The following is a 16622-nucleotide window of genomic DNA, read 5'->3' as shown; positions in this document are numbered from 1 at the left end:
GCCGGCTCCCGCGCGGCGGCCGGCCGACCGCGACGACCCGCGGCCGCGGATGGATGAGACGGGGCGCGCGGCGACCGGGGCGGTCCGCTGCCGTACCCGGACCGGACCGGGACCGCGCCGGTGCTCCCGCGAGGTCACATGGCGGCGGGGAAGTCCGTGTCGTAGCCGAGGCCGGCCAGGAGCGGAGACCAGGCGGGTGTCCGAGGCGCCATGTGGGGAGTCGGAACTCTTCGTGCGTTTCCGGGGCGAACCCGATGCGGTGCCGGGGGAAGGCGGAGCCGATGCGGTTCGTCTCGTCCTCGGTGAGCGCGAAGCCGAACACGTCGAGGTTGTCCCGCTGGTGGCGTCCGGCACTCGCCCGGGGTACGGGCACCGCACCGTGCTGGACATGCCAGCGAAGGACCACCTGAGCCGGGGTGACCTGATGGGCTTCGGCGACGGCGAGGACGGTCGCGTCGTCCAGCAGGCCCGTGCCGCGGCCCAGAGGGCTGTAGCACATGGTCCGGATGCCCTGCTCGGCGTGCCGGGCCCGCAGGTCGTCCTGCGGGAACTGGGGGTGCGCCTCGATCTGGTTGACGGCCGGTACCACGCCGGTTTCCGCGTAGCCGTGGTGCCGGCCGGGCAGCTTGGTGACGACCGAGAACTCCTCACGCGGCACCCAGCTGTCGGCGATGCCCCGGCCGACGCCGGTCTCGTTGCCGTAGGCCGCGCCCGTGTCGATGAGGCGGTAGCCGATCCGCAGGGCGTCTGCCACCGCGGTGCGGGACCGCTCGTCGTCCATCGGCGCGGTACCCGGACCGATCGCGGGGATCGTGCGGCCGTCGTCGACGGTGCGGTCACGGTCCGGGTCTTGGCCGTAGGGCTGAACCCCGCGGCCCGGGGGGAAAAAGAGAGAGCCCCCGCCGTGCCGCTTCGGCCCGCAGCCACCCGCGCCCACGCCCGGCGCACTGCCGACGGGGCTGACCCCAGCGCTCCGCTCAGCCGCGAGGAGTACCCGCCGAACGTGACCGGCCGGGCGGTGGATGAGGGAGAAGTACGCGGCTGGGGGACAAGTGCCGGGCGGGTATTGAACTTACTCCCGAGTCAGAAGTATTGACTGTGTCCGGAAATCACCCGACTGTAATGGACATGACGAATATCCGGGCACGGCTGATCGTTGTCCTGGTTGTCCTCTGTGGATTCCTCGCGGTGGCGGGCACCCCGTCCGCCACCGCCGCCACCCCGTCCGACTCCCTCTGGTTCGACGGCACCGCCCTCACCGTGCAGAACGGCCGCTTCGTCGACGGCCAGGGCCGTGAGGTCGTGCTGCGCGGCTACAACGTCTCCGGCGAGACCAAGCTGGAGGAGAACAGCGGCCTGCCCTTCGCCTCCGTCGCCGACGCGACGAAGTCCGCCACCGCGCTGCGCGCCCTCGGCGGCGGCAACGCCGTGCGCTTCCTGCTCTCCTGGGCGCACGCCGAACCCGTCCAGGGCCAGGTCGACACCGGCTACCTGGCCGCCGTGACCGCGCAGATGCAGGCGTTCCTCGACGCCGGCATCCGCGTCTTCCCCGACTTCCACCAGGACCTGTACTCCCGCTACCTGTTCAACTCGGGCAGCTGGTACACCGGCGACGGCGCCCCCGAGTGGGCGGTGGAACTGGGGAACTACCCGGCCGAGTCCTGCGGCGTCTGCCTCTTCTGGGGCCAGAACATCACCCAGAACACGGCCGTCCAGGACGCCCAGTACGACTTCTGGCACAACAACCACGGCCTCCAGGACGCCTTCCTGGCCACCGCCCAGACCACCATGGCCTACCTGGCCCAGCACCTGACGTCCGACGAGTTCGCCGGCGTGGTCGGCTTCGACCCGTACAACGAGCCGTACGCCGGCAGCTACGACTCCGGGGAGACCTCCCGCACCTGGGAGCAGAACCGGCTGTGGCCCTTCTACCAGAAGTTCCGGGCCCGGATGGACGCGGCCGGCTGGAGCGGCAAGCCCGCCCTGGTCGAGCCCAACCTCTACTGGAACGGCAACGTCACCAACCAGGAGGGCGGGCTGCTGGACGCGGGCACGCTCGGCTCGCGGTACGTCTTCAACACCCACTTCTACGACCAGAAGGCCATCTCCGGCATCCTGATGTGGGGCAACGCCTCCGACGGCCAGTACTCGACCGACTTCGGCACCATCCGCGACCGCGCCTCGGCCGCCGGAACCACCGCGGTCGTCAGCGAGTTCGGGCATCCGCTGTCGGGTACCACCTCCGGCAAGGCGCCGACCGTCGACAAGGCGATGTACCAGGCCCTCGACTCCCGCCTCTCCGGGGCGAACTGGTGGTCCACCCCGGCCTCCTCCGGACCGGTGCTGTCCGGAACCCAGTGGCAGTGGGACATCTACAACGGCCGCCACCACGAGCTGATGAACGGCAATGCCAGCAAGGTCCTCACCTCCGGTGACGCCTGGAACGACGAGGACCTCTCGGCCGTGAACATGACGGCCTCGGGCACCGTGACGCTCCGTCAGGACGCCCGGCTGCTCGACCGGGTCTACCCGGGCGCCACCTCGGGCAGCACCCTCGCCTTCACCTACGAGGACCGCTCCCGGGACGGCTCCACGACCCTGACCTGGAACCCGGTGCCCAGCTCGCTGCCGAACGTGGCCGCGCTGGTCGGCTCCGGGCAGTACGCCGTCCAGGTCTGGCGCTCCGGCAGCGCCACCGCTCCGACCGAACTCCACCTCCCGGCCTCCTTCCCGACCGCGTCCACGACGGTCGTCTCCGACCTGGGCACGGCCTACGCGCCCCCGTCGTACACGTCCTCGACCCCGGTCGGCGTGGCGGCGGAACCGGGTGGGACGGGCAGCCGCCGACTGCTGCTCACCGACTCGGACTCCGGCGCGCTGCACTTCGCGCTGGTGACCAACGGGGCGACCTCGCCCGGCTCCACCCTGCTGAACGCGGCCAAGGCGGAGCTGGCCGCCTGGGTGGCGGCGAAGTTCTGAACAGTGCTTCGGCCTCCGGGGTGCCGCGCACCCCGGAGGCCGAAGTTCCTGACGTACCGTCAACTACCGGACGCACCAGTCCAGTCAGCCTGGACATGGCCGAGCCGGACGCGCTGCGGGTGGTCGCCGACGGGCACCGAGGTCACCTTCTGGCCGGTGCCGAAGTCGATCGCGGTCACCTGGTCGGCGCCGCTCTCCGAGATGATGCAGTCCTTGCCGTCACCGCTGACCGTGGCCCAGTACGGCGTGGACGCCGTGATGAGCGGCCCCTCCTGCAAGGTGGCCCGGTCGACGATCGTGGCGTAGTTGTCCATCGTCCCGGCGACGCACAGCTTGGTGCCGTCCGGCTTCATCGAGATGCCGTGGTGACGCGAGTCGAGGAGCCAGGTCGTGCGGTCGGTGCTGGTCGCCGGGTTCGCCGGCAGCGTCTTCACCCGGGTGATCTTGTCGCTGGCGATGTCGTACTCCAGGAAGCCGTTGAAGAACGACACCTGGAAGTACATCTTCGACCAGTCGGGCGTGAAGGCCGCGGGCCGGATCGCGTCCGAGAAGTCCTTCAGGCCGATCGCGTCCAGCCGGGCCCGCATGTCGATGGTCTTGACCTGCTTGTAGGTGGTGGCGTCGGCGACGGTGATGTGGCGGTCGCCCTTGGTCCAGTCCCAGGACGGGTCGTCGAGCGAGGTGGTGACCTCGCCGATCGACATGTTCCAGATGTACTTGCCGTCGGGGCTGAAGACGTTCTCGTGCGGCTTGTCACCGGTGGCGAACTCGCCCAGCTCGGTGCCGGTGTTGATGTCCAGCACCTGCACCTTGTTCGCGGTGGACGCCGAGACCGCGACCTTCGTGCCGTCGGGGGAGACGGCCATGTGGTCGGCGCGGTAACCCGCCACCGGGAAACGCCAGTTGATCTTGTCGGTGGCGAGGTCGATGGAGACGACGTCCGCGAAGCTCGGGCGGGAGACGACCACGGACTTGCCGTCCGGCGTGGAGTACATGTCGTCCACGTACTGGTCGTGGCCCTGGCCCACCTCGTTGCGGATCGATGTGTAGTAGATCCACTTGATCGGGTCGGCGTTGATCTCCGCGATCCGCGCGTCCTTGTCGGGTATGACGTTGATCTGGCCGACCTTGGCGAAGTCGCCGGACGAGTTCAGGACGGTCGCGGTGCCGTCCCAGTTGTTGCCGACGAACAGCACCTCGCGCAGGGACGCGTCGGCCGCGGCGTGGGCGGCGGTCGCGGATGCGGCGACGGTCAGGACGAGGGCGGCGGCTACGGAGCAAAGGTGCCTGGATCTGAAGGCAGGCATGACTGCTCTCTCCTCTGAGGGGGGTGGGCGCGCGCGTACGGTCACAGCTCACGGAAACTGAACACGGGCGCGTTCGAAGTGAACTTACTGAAAAGTAAGGAAGGGGTGGATGACTCCACAAGAGGCGTACGCGAGAAAATTGACCATCGGGCGGTCGACGGAGGGGGCAATCTTGGCGGGCAGGCTCAAGGCACCGACGGGTCGCTACGGCGGCCGGTCCGCCGAGGAACGCAAGGCCGAGCGGCGTCGGCGCTTCCTGGACGCGGCACTTCAGCTCTTCGGCGGCGCACCGGGGTTTCGCGCCACCACGGTCGCCGCGCTGAGCCAGGCGGCGGGTCTGTCGACCCGTCAGTTCTACGAAGAGTTCCAGACCCTGGAGGACGTGCTCGCCGCGCTGCACCTGGAGGTCAACGGGTGGGCGGAGCGGGCGGTGGTCGAGGCGTTCACCGAGGCGGAACCGTTGCCGCTGGTCGAGCGTGTGACGGTGCTGTTCCGGGCGTACGCCCGTGATGTCACGTCGGATCCGCGGCGCATCCGCATCGCCTTCGTGGAGATCATCGGGGTGAGCCCGCGGTTGGAGGAGCAGCGGCTGGCACGGCGGGCGCGGTGGGTGGAGCTGATATGCGCCGAGGCGAACGCGGCCGTCGCGCGCGGCGACGCGGCTCCGCGTGATTACCGGCTGGCCGCGACGGCGTTCATCGGCAGCGTGAACGGGTTGCTGCACGACTGGAGTGCGGGGCGGGTGGAGGCGAGTCTGGACGAGGTCGTGGAGGAGCTGGTGCGGTTGTTGGTGGGGATACTGCGGCCGGCGGGGTGGACGCCCAAGGGGTGAGCCGCGTGGGGTCGTGCTGTGGCTGTGGCTGTGGCTGTGGCTGTGGCTGTGGCTGTGGCTGTGGCTACGGCTGCCGCTTCGGCTTCGTCGCGGCCGGTCGCGCCGCGCCCACGCGGCGGAGCCGCGCATCGGCACATCCCCGCGCCCCTGACGGGGCGCTCCTGGGGCGAACGGCGCGAAGGCGAGGGCGACTTCACGCCTGTCACAGCCGTTGACTTCACCCTCCGGCGGCTCTACGGTCGGCCCGCAACATGTTCGGAACCCCGATCCATGTTCGAGATATCGGACATAGGTGAGTCGCAACCTTCGCGCACCCCCCGTGGAGGAGCCGCATGTACCCCCCGCCCAGACCGACCGGCAGAGGTCTCGTACGACACCTGCGGGCCGTCGCCGTACGCGTCCTCGCCCTGACCCTGACGGCCGCCGCCGCGCTCCTGTTCGCCGCGCCCGGGCCGGCCCAGGCGGCGACGACCCGGCAGATCCCGGTGCCCTCCGCCCCGATGGGCTGGGCCTCCTGGAACAGCTTCGCCGCGAAGATCGACTACGACGTCATCAAGCAGCAGGTCGACGCGTTCGTCGCGGCGGGCCTTCCGGCCGCCGGCTACGACTACATCAACATCGACGAGGGCTGGTGGCAGGGCGCCCGGGACAGCGCCGGCGCCATCACCGTCGACACCAGTGAGTGGCCCGGCGGCATGAGCGCCATCGCCGACTACATCCACAGCAAGGGCCTCAAGGCCGGCATCTACACCGACGCGGGCGCCAACGGCTGCGGGTACTACTACCCGACCGGGCGCCCCGCCGCCGCGAACACCGGCAGCGAGGGCCACTACGACCAGGACATGCTCCAGTTCTCCGAGTGGGGCTTCGACTTCGTGAAGGTCGACTGGTGCGGCGGCGACGCCGAGGGCCTGGACGCGGCGACGGCCTACAGGTCGATCAGCTCCGCCGTGGCCAAGGCCACCGCAGCCACCGGCCGCCCGCTGACCCTGTCCATCTGCAACTGGGGCTACCAGAACACCTGGAACTGGGCGCCCGGACTCGCCCCCATGTGGCGGACCAGCACGGACATCTACTACTACGGCGGCACGGCGTCGCAGTCGGCGGTGCTGTCCAACTTCGACCAGAGCCTGCACCCCGCCGCCCAGCACACCGGCTACTACAACGACCCCGACATGCTCACCGTCGGCATGACCGGTCTCACGGCGGCCCAGAACCGCACCCACATGGCCCTGTGGGCGATCTCCGGCGCCCCGCTGCTCGCCGGCAACGACCTCACCACGATGACCGCCGAGACGGCCGCCATCCTCAAGAACTCCGACGTCGTCGCCGTCGACCAGGACCCGCGCGGCCTGCAGGGCGTCAAGGTCGCCGAGGACACCACCGGCCTGCAGGTCTACGGCAAGGTGCTCTCCGGTACCGGCAACCGCGCGGTCGTCCTCCTCAACCGCACCTCCTCCGCCCAGAACATCACCGTCCGCTGGTCCGACCTCGGCCTGACCAGTGCCTCGGCGACCGTGCGTGACCTGTGGGCCCAGCAGGACCTCGGTTCGTACGCCACCGGCTACACGGCGAGCGTCCCGGCCGGCGGGTCGGTGATGCTCAAGGTCAGCGGCGGCACGGAGGCGGGCGGCACCGGCTACAGCGCCGCCGCCACCGGCAGGTACACCGGCGTGAGCGCCGCGAGCACCGGCCTGGACGTCGTCGACATCGCCTACACCAACACCGGCTCCACCGCCGTCACCGGCACCCTCCAGGTCAACGGCCAGACCTCGACCACGGTCTCCTTCCCGCCGACCGGGTCCTCGCCGGGGACCGTGTCCGTGCAGGCCGACCTGGCCAAGGGATCGGGCAACTCGCTTACATTCAGCGGCAGTTCGCTGCCCACGCTCGGTGCGATCACGGTCAGCGCGGTGCCCGGCGCCAACGGCAGCCTGATCGTGGGCAAGCAGTCCAGCCGCTGCGCCGACGTCTACGACAACACCATCACCAACGGTACCCAGGCCGAGATCTGGGACTGCAACGGCGGCCAGAACCAGGCCTGGACGTACACCTCGCGCAAGGAGTTCGCGGTGTACGGCGACAAGTGCCTGGACGCCTACAACCAGGGCACGGCCAACGGCACCAAGGTCGTCATCTGGGACTGCAACGGGCAGAACAACCAGAAGTGGAACGTGAACTCGGACGGCACGATCACCAACGTCAACGCGGGGCTGTGCCTGGACGCGTACGGGGCGGCCACCGGTAACGGGACTTCGCTGGTGCTGTGGGCCTGCAACGGGGGGACCAATCAGCAGTGGGGGCTGAGCTGAGTCGGTAGCCGGTCGGGCGCGGGCGGGCTGTGACTGGTCGCGCGCACGCGGCGGCAGCCGCATGTCAGTCACAGTCCCGCGCCCCTTTCAGGAGCGCTGACCTCACGGTGCCTGGATCATCAGGACCGCTGCCGTGAACAGGACACTGAGCAACAGGAAGCCTGTCAGAAGCCGTTGGCGCACGGTCCGGTATCGCCGCTCGTACTCCCGTCTCAGCTCCTCACCGCGCTGTGCCGTGCGACGCCAGGACACGCGGGCCAGCGCCAGGTACTCCGACTCGAATGCGCGCTCCAGGTCGTCCCTTTGCGTGCCCGTCAGCCACCCCAGCCGGTCCGCCACCCGCGCCCCCGCCGCGCGGCCCTCCTCCCTGGTCGCCGTCAGCAGCAGATGCCCCTCGATCTGCGCGACCAGTGCCCGTTCCTCCTCGCCCACGCTCATCGTGCGCTCAACTCCCGCTCCACCGGGGCATGATGAAGGTCGAAGGCCGGTGACTCGCTGCGGATCGCGGGCAGGGCGACGAAGTTGTGGCGCGGGGGCGGGCAGGAGGTCGCCCACTCCAGGGAGCGGCCGTAGCCCCACGGGTCGTCCGACTCGACCTTCTCCCCGTATCTGGCCGTCTTCCAGACGTTGTAGAAGAACGGGAGCAGGGACGAGCCCAGCAGAAACGAGAAGATCGTCGAGACCGTGTTGAGGGTGGCGAAGCCCTCCACGGCCAGGTAGTCGGGGATCCGGCGCTGCATGCCCTCGGCGCCCAGCCAGTGCTGGACCAGGAACGTGCCGTGGAAGCCGGTGAACAGGGTCCAGAAAGTGATCTTGCCGAGGCGCTCGTTCAGCATCTTCCCGGTGAACTTGGGCCACCAGAAGTGGAATCCGGCGAACATCGCGAAGACGACCGTACCGAAGACCACGTAGTGGAAGTGGGCGACGACGAAGTACGAGTCGGAGACGTGGAAGTCGATCGGCGGGGAGGCGAGCATCACGCCGGTCAGGCCGCCGAAGACGAACGTCACGAGGAAGCCCATGGTCCAGAGCATCGGCGTCTCGAAGGACAGCGAGCCCTGCCACATGGTGCCGATCCAGTTGAAGAACTTCACTCCCGTCGGGACGGCGATCAGGAAGGTCATGAAGGAGAAGAAGGGGAGGAGCACGCCGCCGGTGACGTACATGTGGTGGGCCCAGACGGTCACCGAGAGGCCTGCGATCGAGATCGTCGCCGCGACCAGGCCCATGTAGCCGAACATCGGTTTGCGGGAGAAGACCGGGATGACCTCGGAGATGATGCCGAAGAACGGCAGCGCGATGATGTACACCTCTGGGTGTCCGAAGAACCAGAAGAGGTGCTGCCAGAGCAGTGCTCCGCCGTTGGCGGCGTCGAAGACGTGGGCGCCGAACTTGCGGTCGGCCTCCAGCGCGAACAGGGCGGCCGCCAGGACCGGGAAGGCGAGCAGCACCAGCAAGGCCGTCAGGAGGACGTTCCAGACGAAGATCGGCATGCGGAACATGGTCATGCCGGGGGCACGCATGCAGATGATCGTGGTGATGAAGTTGACCGCGCCGAGGATGGTGCCGAAGCCGGAGAGGGCGAGGCCCATGATCCACATGTCGGCGCCGACGCCCGGGGTGCGCACCGCGTCCGAGAGCGGGGCGTAGGCGAACCAGCCGAAGTCCGCCGCGCCCTGCGGGGTGAGGAAACCGCCGACTGCGATGGTGGAGCCGAGCAGGTAGAGCCAGTAGGCCAGCATGTTCAGGCGCGGGAAGGCCACGTCCGGGGCGCCGATCTGGAGCGGCATGATCCAGTTCGCGAAACCGGCGAAGAGCGGGGTCGCGAACATCAGCAGCATGATCGTGCCGTGCATCGTGAACGCCTGGTTGAACTGCTCGTTCGACATGATCTGCAGACCGGGGCGGGCCAGCTCGGCGCGCATCAGCAGGGCCATCACCCCGCCCACGCAGAAGAACGAGAACGCCGTGACCAGGTACAGCGTTCCGATCGTCTTGTGATCCGTGGTCGTGAGCCACTTGAGGTTCCTCATGCCCCGCCTGTGTCCGGGCGGTACCCGCCGGTCACACTCGACGGATGCGACGAGCGTCACGGAGAAGGGTGTGACGATCGGGCAGGTGCCGGACAAGAACGGGACATGAGCAACGACGAGATCTTCGCCGCTGCCTATCGCGAGCACTACTGGGCGGTCAGCCGCTATGTCGCGCGGCGACTGGACGGCCGGACCGGCGAGGTGGAGGAAGTGGTGGCGGAGGTGTTCACGGTGGCCTGGCGCCGCCGCGCCGACCTGCCGGCGGCCCCGCTGCCCTGGCTGTACGGCGTGGCACGCAACTGCCTCGCCAACGCGGTACGCGGGTACGGGCGCCGGCGCCGGCTGGTGGACCGGCTGGGCAACGACGACACCGCGCACGGCCGGCACGTCGTGGAGAGCCCCGGCAGCGAGCGGCCCGGCGCCTGGGTGCACGAGGCGCTGGCCCGGCTGTCCCCGGCCGACCAGGAGGTGCTGCGGCTGACCGCGTGGGAGGAACTCGGCGTCGACGAGGTGGCCGTCGCCCTGGGCTGCGGACAGCGGGCGGCGGCGATGCGGCTGCACCGGGCCCGCCGCCGGCTCAGAGCCGAGATCGACCGACTGCGACCGCCCGCCGCCGAGGCCCTTTCCGAGGAACACCGCCATGGCTGACGAACTCGACCTGCTGCGCGCCGCCGACCCGGTGCCGGCCGACGGCCCCCACTTCGGCGACGGCCCGCTCGACCACACCGCCGAACGGCGGCTCAACCGGCTGCTGCACGACCCCCGCACCGGCCGCCGGACCTGGTCCCGGCCGCGCCTGCTGTGGGGGCTCACCGCGGCCGCCGTCGTGACGGCCACCGTGCTGACCGTGCTGCTCGGCGGTCCGTCGGGCACCCCGGCCGTCGCCGCGCCCCGGCCGCTGACGGTCCGCGCCCACTCGGTCGCCGTACCGCTCGCACAGGTCGTGAAACTCGCCGCGGTGGCGGCGACGGACGGCTCCCCGGCGCTGCGCCAGGGCACCCATGTACGGTCCTGGAGCCTCGCCATGAGCGACGACAGTCCGCCGGTCACCCTCCCCGAGGAGCGCCTGGTGCGCTGGCGGGCGGACGGCACCCATACCGAGGTGGTCGTGGCGACCGACCCGGACCGCACGGGCCGGCCCGTCCTGACCGACGCGGGCCGGGTCGAGGACGGCCATGTGCTCAGCCGGCGGACGTTCCCGCCGATGTGGGGCGACGCGCCTCCCCTGTCCACGCCCCCGCACGACCCCGGGCGGCTGCGCGCCTACCTCACCGACCTGATCCACACCGGCACCGGCTCCCTCACGACGTCCGAACTCCTCGACGCCACCGAGGAGTTGCTGGACAACTGGACGCTCGGGGCGCGCGAGTCGGCGGCCCTGGCCGAGCTGCTCGCCGACGCGCAGGGGCTACGGCCGGCCGGCCAGGTCACCGACCGGCTGGGCCGCACCGGACAGGCGTACGTCCTCGACGAGGGCACCGGCGCCCGGCGGATGCTGATCCTGGCCCCGGCCACCGGCGCCGTGCTCGGCCTCGAGACCACGTTCACCCGGGACGATCCCGAGTACGGGGTCCGGGCCGGGGACGTCATGGAGTACCGAGCCTGGATGCGCTGACGTCATGCCCCGACCTGCCGGGCGGCCGCCGCCACCGTCTGCTCCGGCAACACCGAGACGGTCATCGGGCCGGCCCCGCCCGGCACCGGCGTGACCAGCGAGGCCCGCTCGACGGCGGTGCCGAAGTCGACGTCACCGTGGTCGCTCTCCGGCAGGCCGAAGCTCGTCGTCGCGAACGACGCGAAGTCACGCCGTCCACGTCCTGCTCCGGCGCGATCGCCGCGGACGCGGTGCTCCGCTCCGGCGCCGGTCAGCGCCCGCAGCAAGGTGGCCGAGACGCTCGGCGCCTCCCGCGGCAGTGGGCGGCCCGCAGGAGCGTCCGTAGCAGCGCGGTGCACGCGTGAGGCCGTCGGCGGCGGGGGCGACCGAGCGCCGCCCGCGCCGAGAAGGTCCAGGTCAACCGGGAGCTGACCTGGACGCGCCCCGTCCTCCCGATTACTCGTCCCATGCCTGGATCATGATCTGCTCGGCGATCTTGCCGTCGCGCAGCGTGATCATCGACTCGGCGAGTACCCGGACCCCGTCCGCGTACTCGCAGGACTCGCTGTAGGCGGCCTTGTCGCCCTGGACGATGCACTGGTCCAGGGTGTGTGTCATGTCGCGGCTGTAGACGTCGTCCAGCAGCGCGGCGATGTCCTGGCGGCCGTGCAGGACCTTGGGGTGGCTGGGCTGGGTGTCGCGGTCGATGATGCGGATCTCCGCGTCGTCCGCGTAGAGCGCCAGAAGGGTGTTCCCGGTGTTCCCCTCTATGGCCCGGCGCAGCGTGTCGGTGTCGAACGTGGGGCCGGTCGCGGTGCCCATGGTGACCTCCTGCGGGAGCCCGCGACCCGATGCGGACGGGCCGCGTGAGCCCCTCACATCGAGCGTCCTCCGCCCCGCCGGGCTCGGCAAGCGCAGGCCGCGCACTCCGCCTGACGGGTGAGGGGCCAAGCGGCGCCGGTGTCCGGCCGGGCGCCGTGCAAGGACGGGATCCCGAAGGTCTCGGACCGGTGCCGGGCCGAACGGGGTCCGCAAGCGGGCGAACCGCACCCCGGCGTACGGACCCGGCGCTCGGCGACCGGTCTCGTGCTCAGTGCTCACTGCTCAGTGCTCGGAGGCGAGGAACTGCGTCGCCGCCAGCTCCGCGTACAGCGGGTCCGTCGCCACCAGCCGGCGGTGCGTGCCCACCGCGCGGACCCGGCCCGCGTCCATGACGACGATCCGGTCCGCCATCGTCACCGTCGACAGCCGGTGCGCGACCACCAGCACCGTGGTCGACCGGGCCACGTCGGCGACGGTGTCCCGAAGCGCCGCCTCGTTCACCGCGTCCAGCTGCGAGGTGGCCTCGTCCAGGAGCAGCAGCCGGGGCCGGCGCAGCAACGCCCTCGCTATCGCCACCCGTTGCCGCTCGCCGCCCGACAGCTTGGTCCCACGATGGCCGACCAGGGTCTCCAGCCCCCGCGGCAGCCGGGCGACCAGACCGTCGAGGCGGGTCGTCTTCACCACCCGCGCGACCGCGTCCTCGTCCGCCTCCGGATTGCCGAGCAGCAGATTGTCCTTGAGCGTGCCCGACAGCACCGGTGCGTCCTGCTCGACGTACCCGATGGCCGAACGCAGCAGCGGCAGTTCCCAGTCGGCGACCGGGCGGCCGTCCACGGCGACCGTGCCGGACTCGGGGTCGTAGAACCGCTCGATCAGCGAGAACACGGTGGTCTTGCCCGCGCCGGACGGCCCGACGAACGCCGTCATGCCCCGCGCGGGGATGTCGAAGCTGACGCCGTGGTGGACGTACGGCAGGTCGTCGGCGTAGCGGAAGCGTACGTCGGTGAAGGCGACGGCGGCCGGTGCGGCGCCCGCGGACGGCAACTCGGCGGGCGGGGACGGGGGTTCGGCGGGCAGCCGCAGCGCCTCCTGGATCCGGGCGAGCGCGCCGGCGCCGGTCTGGTACTGGGTGACCGCCCCGACCACCTGCTGGATCGGCTGCATCAGGTAGAAGACGTAGAGCAGGAACGCCACCAGCGTGCCCACCCCGATGGCGCCGGTCGCCACCCGCGCCCCGCCCGCCGCGAGCACCGTGATGAACGCCAGCTGCATTGCGAGGCCCGCCGTGTTCCCCGCGGCCGCCGACCACTTGGCGGCCCGCACGCTCTGCCGCCAGGACTCCTCCGCGGCCTCGTGCAGGGCCAGCTCCTCGCGGTGCTCGGCGCCCGACGCCTTCACCGTGCGCAGCGCGCCCAGCACCCGTTCCAGCGAGGCCCCCATCACCCCGACCGCGTCCTGCGCCCGGCGGCTCGCCCGGTTGATGCGCGGCACGATCAGGCCCAGCACGGTGCCCGCCGCGGCGATCACGACGAGGGTGACGCCCAGCAGGACGGGATCGACCACCCCCATCATGACCACGGTGGCGACCAGGGTGAGCCCGCCGGTGCCGAGCGCGACCAGCGAGTCCGTGGTGACCTCGCGCAGCAGGGTGGTGTCCGAGGTGATCCGCGCCATCAGGTCACCGGGTTCGGTACGGTCCACGGCGGTGATCCGCAGCCTGAGCAGATACGACGACAGGGTGCGCCGTGCCCCGAGCACCACCGACTCCGCGGTCCGCCTGAGGACGTACGCACCCAGCGCGCCCACCCCGGCGTTGGCGACCACCAGAGCCGCCATCGCGAGCAACTTCCCGGTGATGGAACGGTCGTGGGACAGGTCGTCGATCAGCCCCCGGGCCACCAGCGGCAGCAGCAGCCCGGTCGCGCCCGTCACCAGCGAGAGCACCGCGCCGGCCAGCAGGGCCCAGCGGTGCGGCCGTACATAGGAGAGGAGCAGCCGGAAAACGGAGGGGCCGGTCCCCTCCCTCGTCGGAACTGCGTCTGCGGCGGTCACGGTGCTCCTCGTCCCGGCGGTGGGCGGCGCCCTCCGGCGACCCCCAGGCTACGATGGCCGCTCCCGGCGCCGGGGCCCGGTCAGCCACGGGCGGAACCCGGCCCCCTCAGGAGGAGCTTCGCCGCCGGCGGCGCGGGGTGGGGGACAGGTCCCGGGGTGCGGGGACGTCGCCGGCGGTCGGTGCACGGCGGGTGCGATCCTTCCGCGCGGTGAGGAATGACGCGTCCGGCCGAGGGGGCGGGTAAAATACCCCGACGGGTATGTGAGGAGTGGTGGTCGTGGAGCTTCAGTTCGAGGGTGACGAGCTCAAGTCGGTGCTGAACCGGCTGCGCCGGGCGCAGGGGCAGATCTCCGGCGTGATCAAGATGATCGAGGAGGGCCGCGACTGCGAGGACGTGGTCACCCAGCTGGCCGCCGCCTCGCGCGCCCTGGACCGGGCGGGTTTCGCGATCATCGCGACCGGTCTCCAGCAGTGCATCGCCGATCCCGCACGCAACGGCTCGGACGGTGAGACCACCGAGCAGATGAAGGCCCGGCTGGAGAAGCTGTTCCTGTCACTGGCCTAGCGGGCGGGCGGCGCTTCGGGGTGTCCTCCGGCCCGGCTCGGCGGCGCGGGTTCCGGCGCGCGCTCTCCCGCGCTCGAACGAGCACGTTTCGCCGACGTGTTCCAGCGGGCCCCCGGCGGGCCGCGGCCCCGGGGTGAACGGGCCACCGTGGCGGAGGTACCCCCAGGGGTGTCATCCGCGCGTTGCCGGACATTGCGGGCGACCCGAACGGCGGTCGTACGGGAAGATCCGCACCGGTCGATGCGTGCCGTCGCTGATCGTTTCCGCGTAGGGTCGGAGGGCAGCACGTCAGCAGAGCGAGGAAAGGGCAGGTCCATGGCGCAGGAAGTACGCGGCGTGATCGCACCGGGCAGGGACGAGCCCGTGCGGGTCGAGACGATCGTGGTGCCGGACCCGGGGCCGGGCGAAGCCGTCGTACAGGTGCAGGCCTGCGGGGTGTGTCACACCGACCTGCACTACAAACAGGGCGGTATCACCGACGAGTTCCCCTTCCTGCTCGGCCACGAGGCCGCCGGTGTCGTGGAGTCGGTCGGTGAGGGCGTCACGGACGTCGCGCCCGGCGACTTCGTGATCCTCAACTGGCGCGCCGTGTGCGGAAGCTGCCGGGCCTGTCTGCGCGGCCGGCCCTGGTACTGCTTCGACACCCACAACGCGAAGCAGAGGATGACCCTGGCCTCGACCGGCCAGGAGCTCGCCCCGGCCCTCGGCATCGGCGCCTTCGCCGAGAAGACGCTGGTCGCCGCCGGGCAGTGCACCAAGGTCGACCCGGCCGTCTCCCCGGCGGTCGCGGGCCTCCTCGGCTGCGGGGTGATGGCCGGCATCGGCGCCGCGATCAACACCGGCAACGTGGGCCGGGGCGACTCGGTCGCCGTGATCGGCTGCGGCGGGGTCGGCGACGCCGCGATCGCCGGGGCCCGGCTGGCGGGCGCCGCGAAGATCATCGCCGTCGACATCGACGACCGGAAACTGGAGACGGCCCGCTCCCTGGGCGCCACCCACAGCGTCAACTCCCGCCAGAGCGACCCCGTCGAGGCGATCCGTGACCTGACCGGCGGCTTCGGCGCCGACGTCGTCATCGAGGCGGTCGGCCGCCCGGAGACCTACCGGCAGGCCTTCTACGCCCGCGACCTGGCCGGCACCGTCGTCCTGGTCGGCGTGCCCACCCCCGAGATGAAGCTCGAACTGCCGCTCCTCGACGTCTTCGGCCGCGGCGGCGCCCTCAAGTCGTCCTGGTACGGCGACTGCCTGCCCTCCCGGGACTTCCCCATGCTGATCGACCTGCACCTGCAGGGGCGGCTGCCCCTGGACGCCTTCGTCACCGAGACCATCCAGCTCGACGAGGTGGAGAAGGCGTTCGAGCGGATGCACCAGGGCGACGTGCTGCGTTCGGTGGTGGTGCTGTGATGACCACGCGCATCGAACGCCTCGTCACCTCCGGGCAGTTCACCCTCGACGGCGGCACCTGGGACGTCGAGAACAACGTGTGGATCGTCGGCGACGAACGCGAAGTGGTCGTCATCGACGCCGCCCACGACGCCGAGGCCATCGCCGCGGCGGTCGACGACCGCGTCCTGAAGGCGATCATCTGCACCCACGCCCACAACGACCACATCGACGCCGCGCCCGCCCTCGCGGACCTCACCGGCGCGAAGATCTGGCTGCACCCCGACGACCTTCCGCTGTGGAGGCTCACCCACCCCGACCGCGACCCCGACAACCACCTGTCCGACGGGCTGGTCATCGAGGCCGCCGGCGCCGACCTGACCGTCCTGCACACGCCCGGCCACGCGCCCGGTGCCGTCTGCCTCCACGACCCCGGCCTGGCCACCGTCTTCACCGGCGACACCCTCTTCCAGGGCGGCCCCGGCGCGACCGGCCGGTCCTACTCGCACTTCCCGACGATCATCGACTCCATCCGGGACAAGCTGCTCACCCTCCCGCCGGAGACGAAGGTCCTGACCGGGCACGGCGACCCGACCACCATCGGCGCCGAGGCACCCCACCTGGCGGAGTGGATCGCCCGGGGGCACTGAGCAGGACCCGTCCGCAGAGGTGACAGGAGATGCACGGCTTCCCCGCCGTCCTGGACCCGGACGGCAGCCGCCCGGACGCCTGGCGGTACCCG

At 71.0% G+C, this 16622-nt stretch carries 13 protein-coding genes and 2 pseudogenes; 8 read left to right on the top strand and 7 right to left on the bottom strand.

Annotation, left to right across the window (positions count from 1 at the left end):
• Nucleotides 1–223: 223 nt before the first annotated feature.
• Nucleotides 224–811: pseudogene (locus tag AB0P24_RS22295) on the bottom strand (aldo/keto reductase); the annotation flags it as partial.
• A 311-nt stretch (nt 812–1122) separates the two neighbouring features.
• Here AB0P24_RS22295 and AB0P24_RS22290 point away from each other — a divergent pair.
• Nucleotides 1123–2979: a cellulase family glycosylhydrolase gene (locus AB0P24_RS22290; RefSeq protein WP_365796553.1), complete on the top strand. Its 1857-nt coding sequence runs from the start codon at nt 1123–1125 to the stop codon at nt 2977–2979.
• 59 nt (nt 2980–3038) lie between these two features.
• Here AB0P24_RS22290 and AB0P24_RS22285 read toward each other — a convergent pair whose 3' ends face one another.
• Entirely contained in the window at nt 3039–4286 is a 1248-nt protein-coding gene (locus AB0P24_RS22285; protein WP_365796551.1) for a YncE family protein, read from the bottom strand.
• A 172-nt stretch (nt 4287–4458) separates the two neighbouring features.
• Between AB0P24_RS22285 and AB0P24_RS22280 the strand changes: the two genes are divergently transcribed.
• Both AB0P24_RS22280 and AB0P24_RS22275 read left to right on the top strand, forming a co-directional pair.
• On the top strand, nt 4459–5118 hold the full coding sequence (locus AB0P24_RS22280; RefSeq protein WP_365796549.1) for a TetR/AcrR family transcriptional regulator: 660 nt from the start codon (nt 4459–4461) through the stop codon (nt 5116–5118).
• Between the two features lie 332 nt (nt 5119–5450).
• Nucleotides 5451–7430, top strand: a complete 1980-nt coding sequence (locus AB0P24_RS22275; RefSeq protein WP_365796547.1) for a ricin-type beta-trefoil lectin domain protein — start codon at nt 5451–5453, stop codon at nt 7428–7430.
• A 102-nt stretch (nt 7431–7532) separates the two neighbouring features.
• Here AB0P24_RS22275 and AB0P24_RS22270 read toward each other — a convergent pair whose 3' ends face one another.
• Complete coding sequence (locus tag AB0P24_RS22270) at nt 7533–7868, bottom strand: hypothetical protein (RefSeq protein ID WP_365796545.1); 336 nt, start codon at nt 7866–7868, stop codon at nt 7533–7535.
• On the bottom strand, nt 7865–9463 hold the full coding sequence (gene ctaD, locus AB0P24_RS22265; RefSeq protein WP_365796543.1) for a cytochrome c oxidase subunit I: 1599 nt from the start codon (nt 9461–9463) through the stop codon (nt 7865–7867). Before ctaD ends, AB0P24_RS22270 begins: the two co-directional genes overlap by 4 nt.
• 105 nt (nt 9464–9568) lie before the next feature.
• On the opposite strand from ctaD, the gene AB0P24_RS22260 reads away from it, so the two are divergent.
• Together AB0P24_RS22260 and AB0P24_RS22255 are read left to right on the top strand one after the other, a co-directional pair.
• Nucleotides 9569–10111 (top strand): sigma-70 family RNA polymerase sigma factor, encoded by a 543-nt coding sequence (locus tag AB0P24_RS22260; RefSeq protein WP_365796541.1) that lies wholly within the window; start codon nt 9569–9571, stop codon nt 10109–10111.
• Nucleotides 10104–11078 carry a CU044_5270 family protein gene (locus AB0P24_RS22255; RefSeq protein ID WP_365796539.1) on the top strand — a complete coding sequence of 325 codons (975 nt, stop codon included), beginning with the start codon at nt 10104–10106 and terminating at the stop codon, nt 11076–11078. The genes AB0P24_RS22260 and AB0P24_RS22255 overlap by 8 nt, the downstream gene beginning before the upstream one ends.
• A 2-nt stretch (nt 11079–11080) precedes the next feature.
• On the opposite strand, the pseudogene AB0P24_RS22250 reads toward AB0P24_RS22255, so the two are convergent.
• The 3 genes and pseudogenes from AB0P24_RS22250 to AB0P24_RS22240 form a co-directional block, all read right to left on the bottom strand.
• Nucleotides 11081–11221, bottom strand: a pseudogene (locus AB0P24_RS22250) (bifunctional 5,10-methylene-tetrahydrofolate dehydrogenase/5,10-methylene-tetrahydrofolate cyclohydrolase); the annotation flags it as partial.
• A 292-nt stretch (nt 11222–11513) separates the two neighbouring features.
• Nucleotides 11514–11879 (bottom strand): nuclear transport factor 2 family protein, encoded by a 366-nt coding sequence (locus AB0P24_RS22245; RefSeq protein ID WP_365796537.1) that lies wholly within the window; start codon nt 11877–11879, stop codon nt 11514–11516.
• 282 nt (nt 11880–12161) lie between these two features.
• Entirely contained in the window at nt 12162–13931 is a 1770-nt protein-coding gene (locus AB0P24_RS22240) for an ABC transporter ATP-binding protein (protein ID WP_365796535.1), read from the bottom strand.
• A gap of 278 nt (nt 13932–14209) precedes the next feature.
• Between AB0P24_RS22240 and AB0P24_RS22235 the strand changes: the two genes are divergently transcribed.
• The 3 genes from AB0P24_RS22235 to AB0P24_RS22225 all read left to right on the top strand — a co-directional run bounded on the left by AB0P24_RS22235 (nt 14210) and on the right by AB0P24_RS22225 (nt 16530).
• Nucleotides 14210–14497 (top strand): metal-sensitive transcriptional regulator, encoded by a 288-nt coding sequence (locus AB0P24_RS22235; RefSeq protein ID WP_365796533.1) that lies wholly within the window; start codon nt 14210–14212, stop codon nt 14495–14497.
• 315 nt (nt 14498–14812) lie between these two features.
• Nucleotides 14813–15901: an S-(hydroxymethyl)mycothiol dehydrogenase gene (locus tag AB0P24_RS22230; protein WP_365796531.1), complete on the top strand. Its 1089-nt coding sequence runs from the start codon at nt 14813–14815 to the stop codon at nt 15899–15901.
• On the top strand, nt 15901–16530 hold the full coding sequence (locus AB0P24_RS22225; RefSeq protein ID WP_365796529.1) for an MBL fold metallo-hydrolase: 630 nt from the start codon (nt 15901–15903) through the stop codon (nt 16528–16530). Before AB0P24_RS22230 ends, AB0P24_RS22225 begins: the two co-directional genes overlap by 1 nt.
• Nucleotides 16531–16622 lie beyond the last annotated feature (92 nt).

Source organism: Streptomyces sp. NPDC086519, assembly GCF_040686075.1.
GTDB classification, from domain to species: domain Bacteria; phylum Actinomycetota; class Actinomycetes; order Streptomycetales; family Streptomycetaceae; genus Streptomyces; species Streptomyces shenzhenensis.
This window is presented reverse-complemented; position numbering and strand designations above follow the sequence as displayed.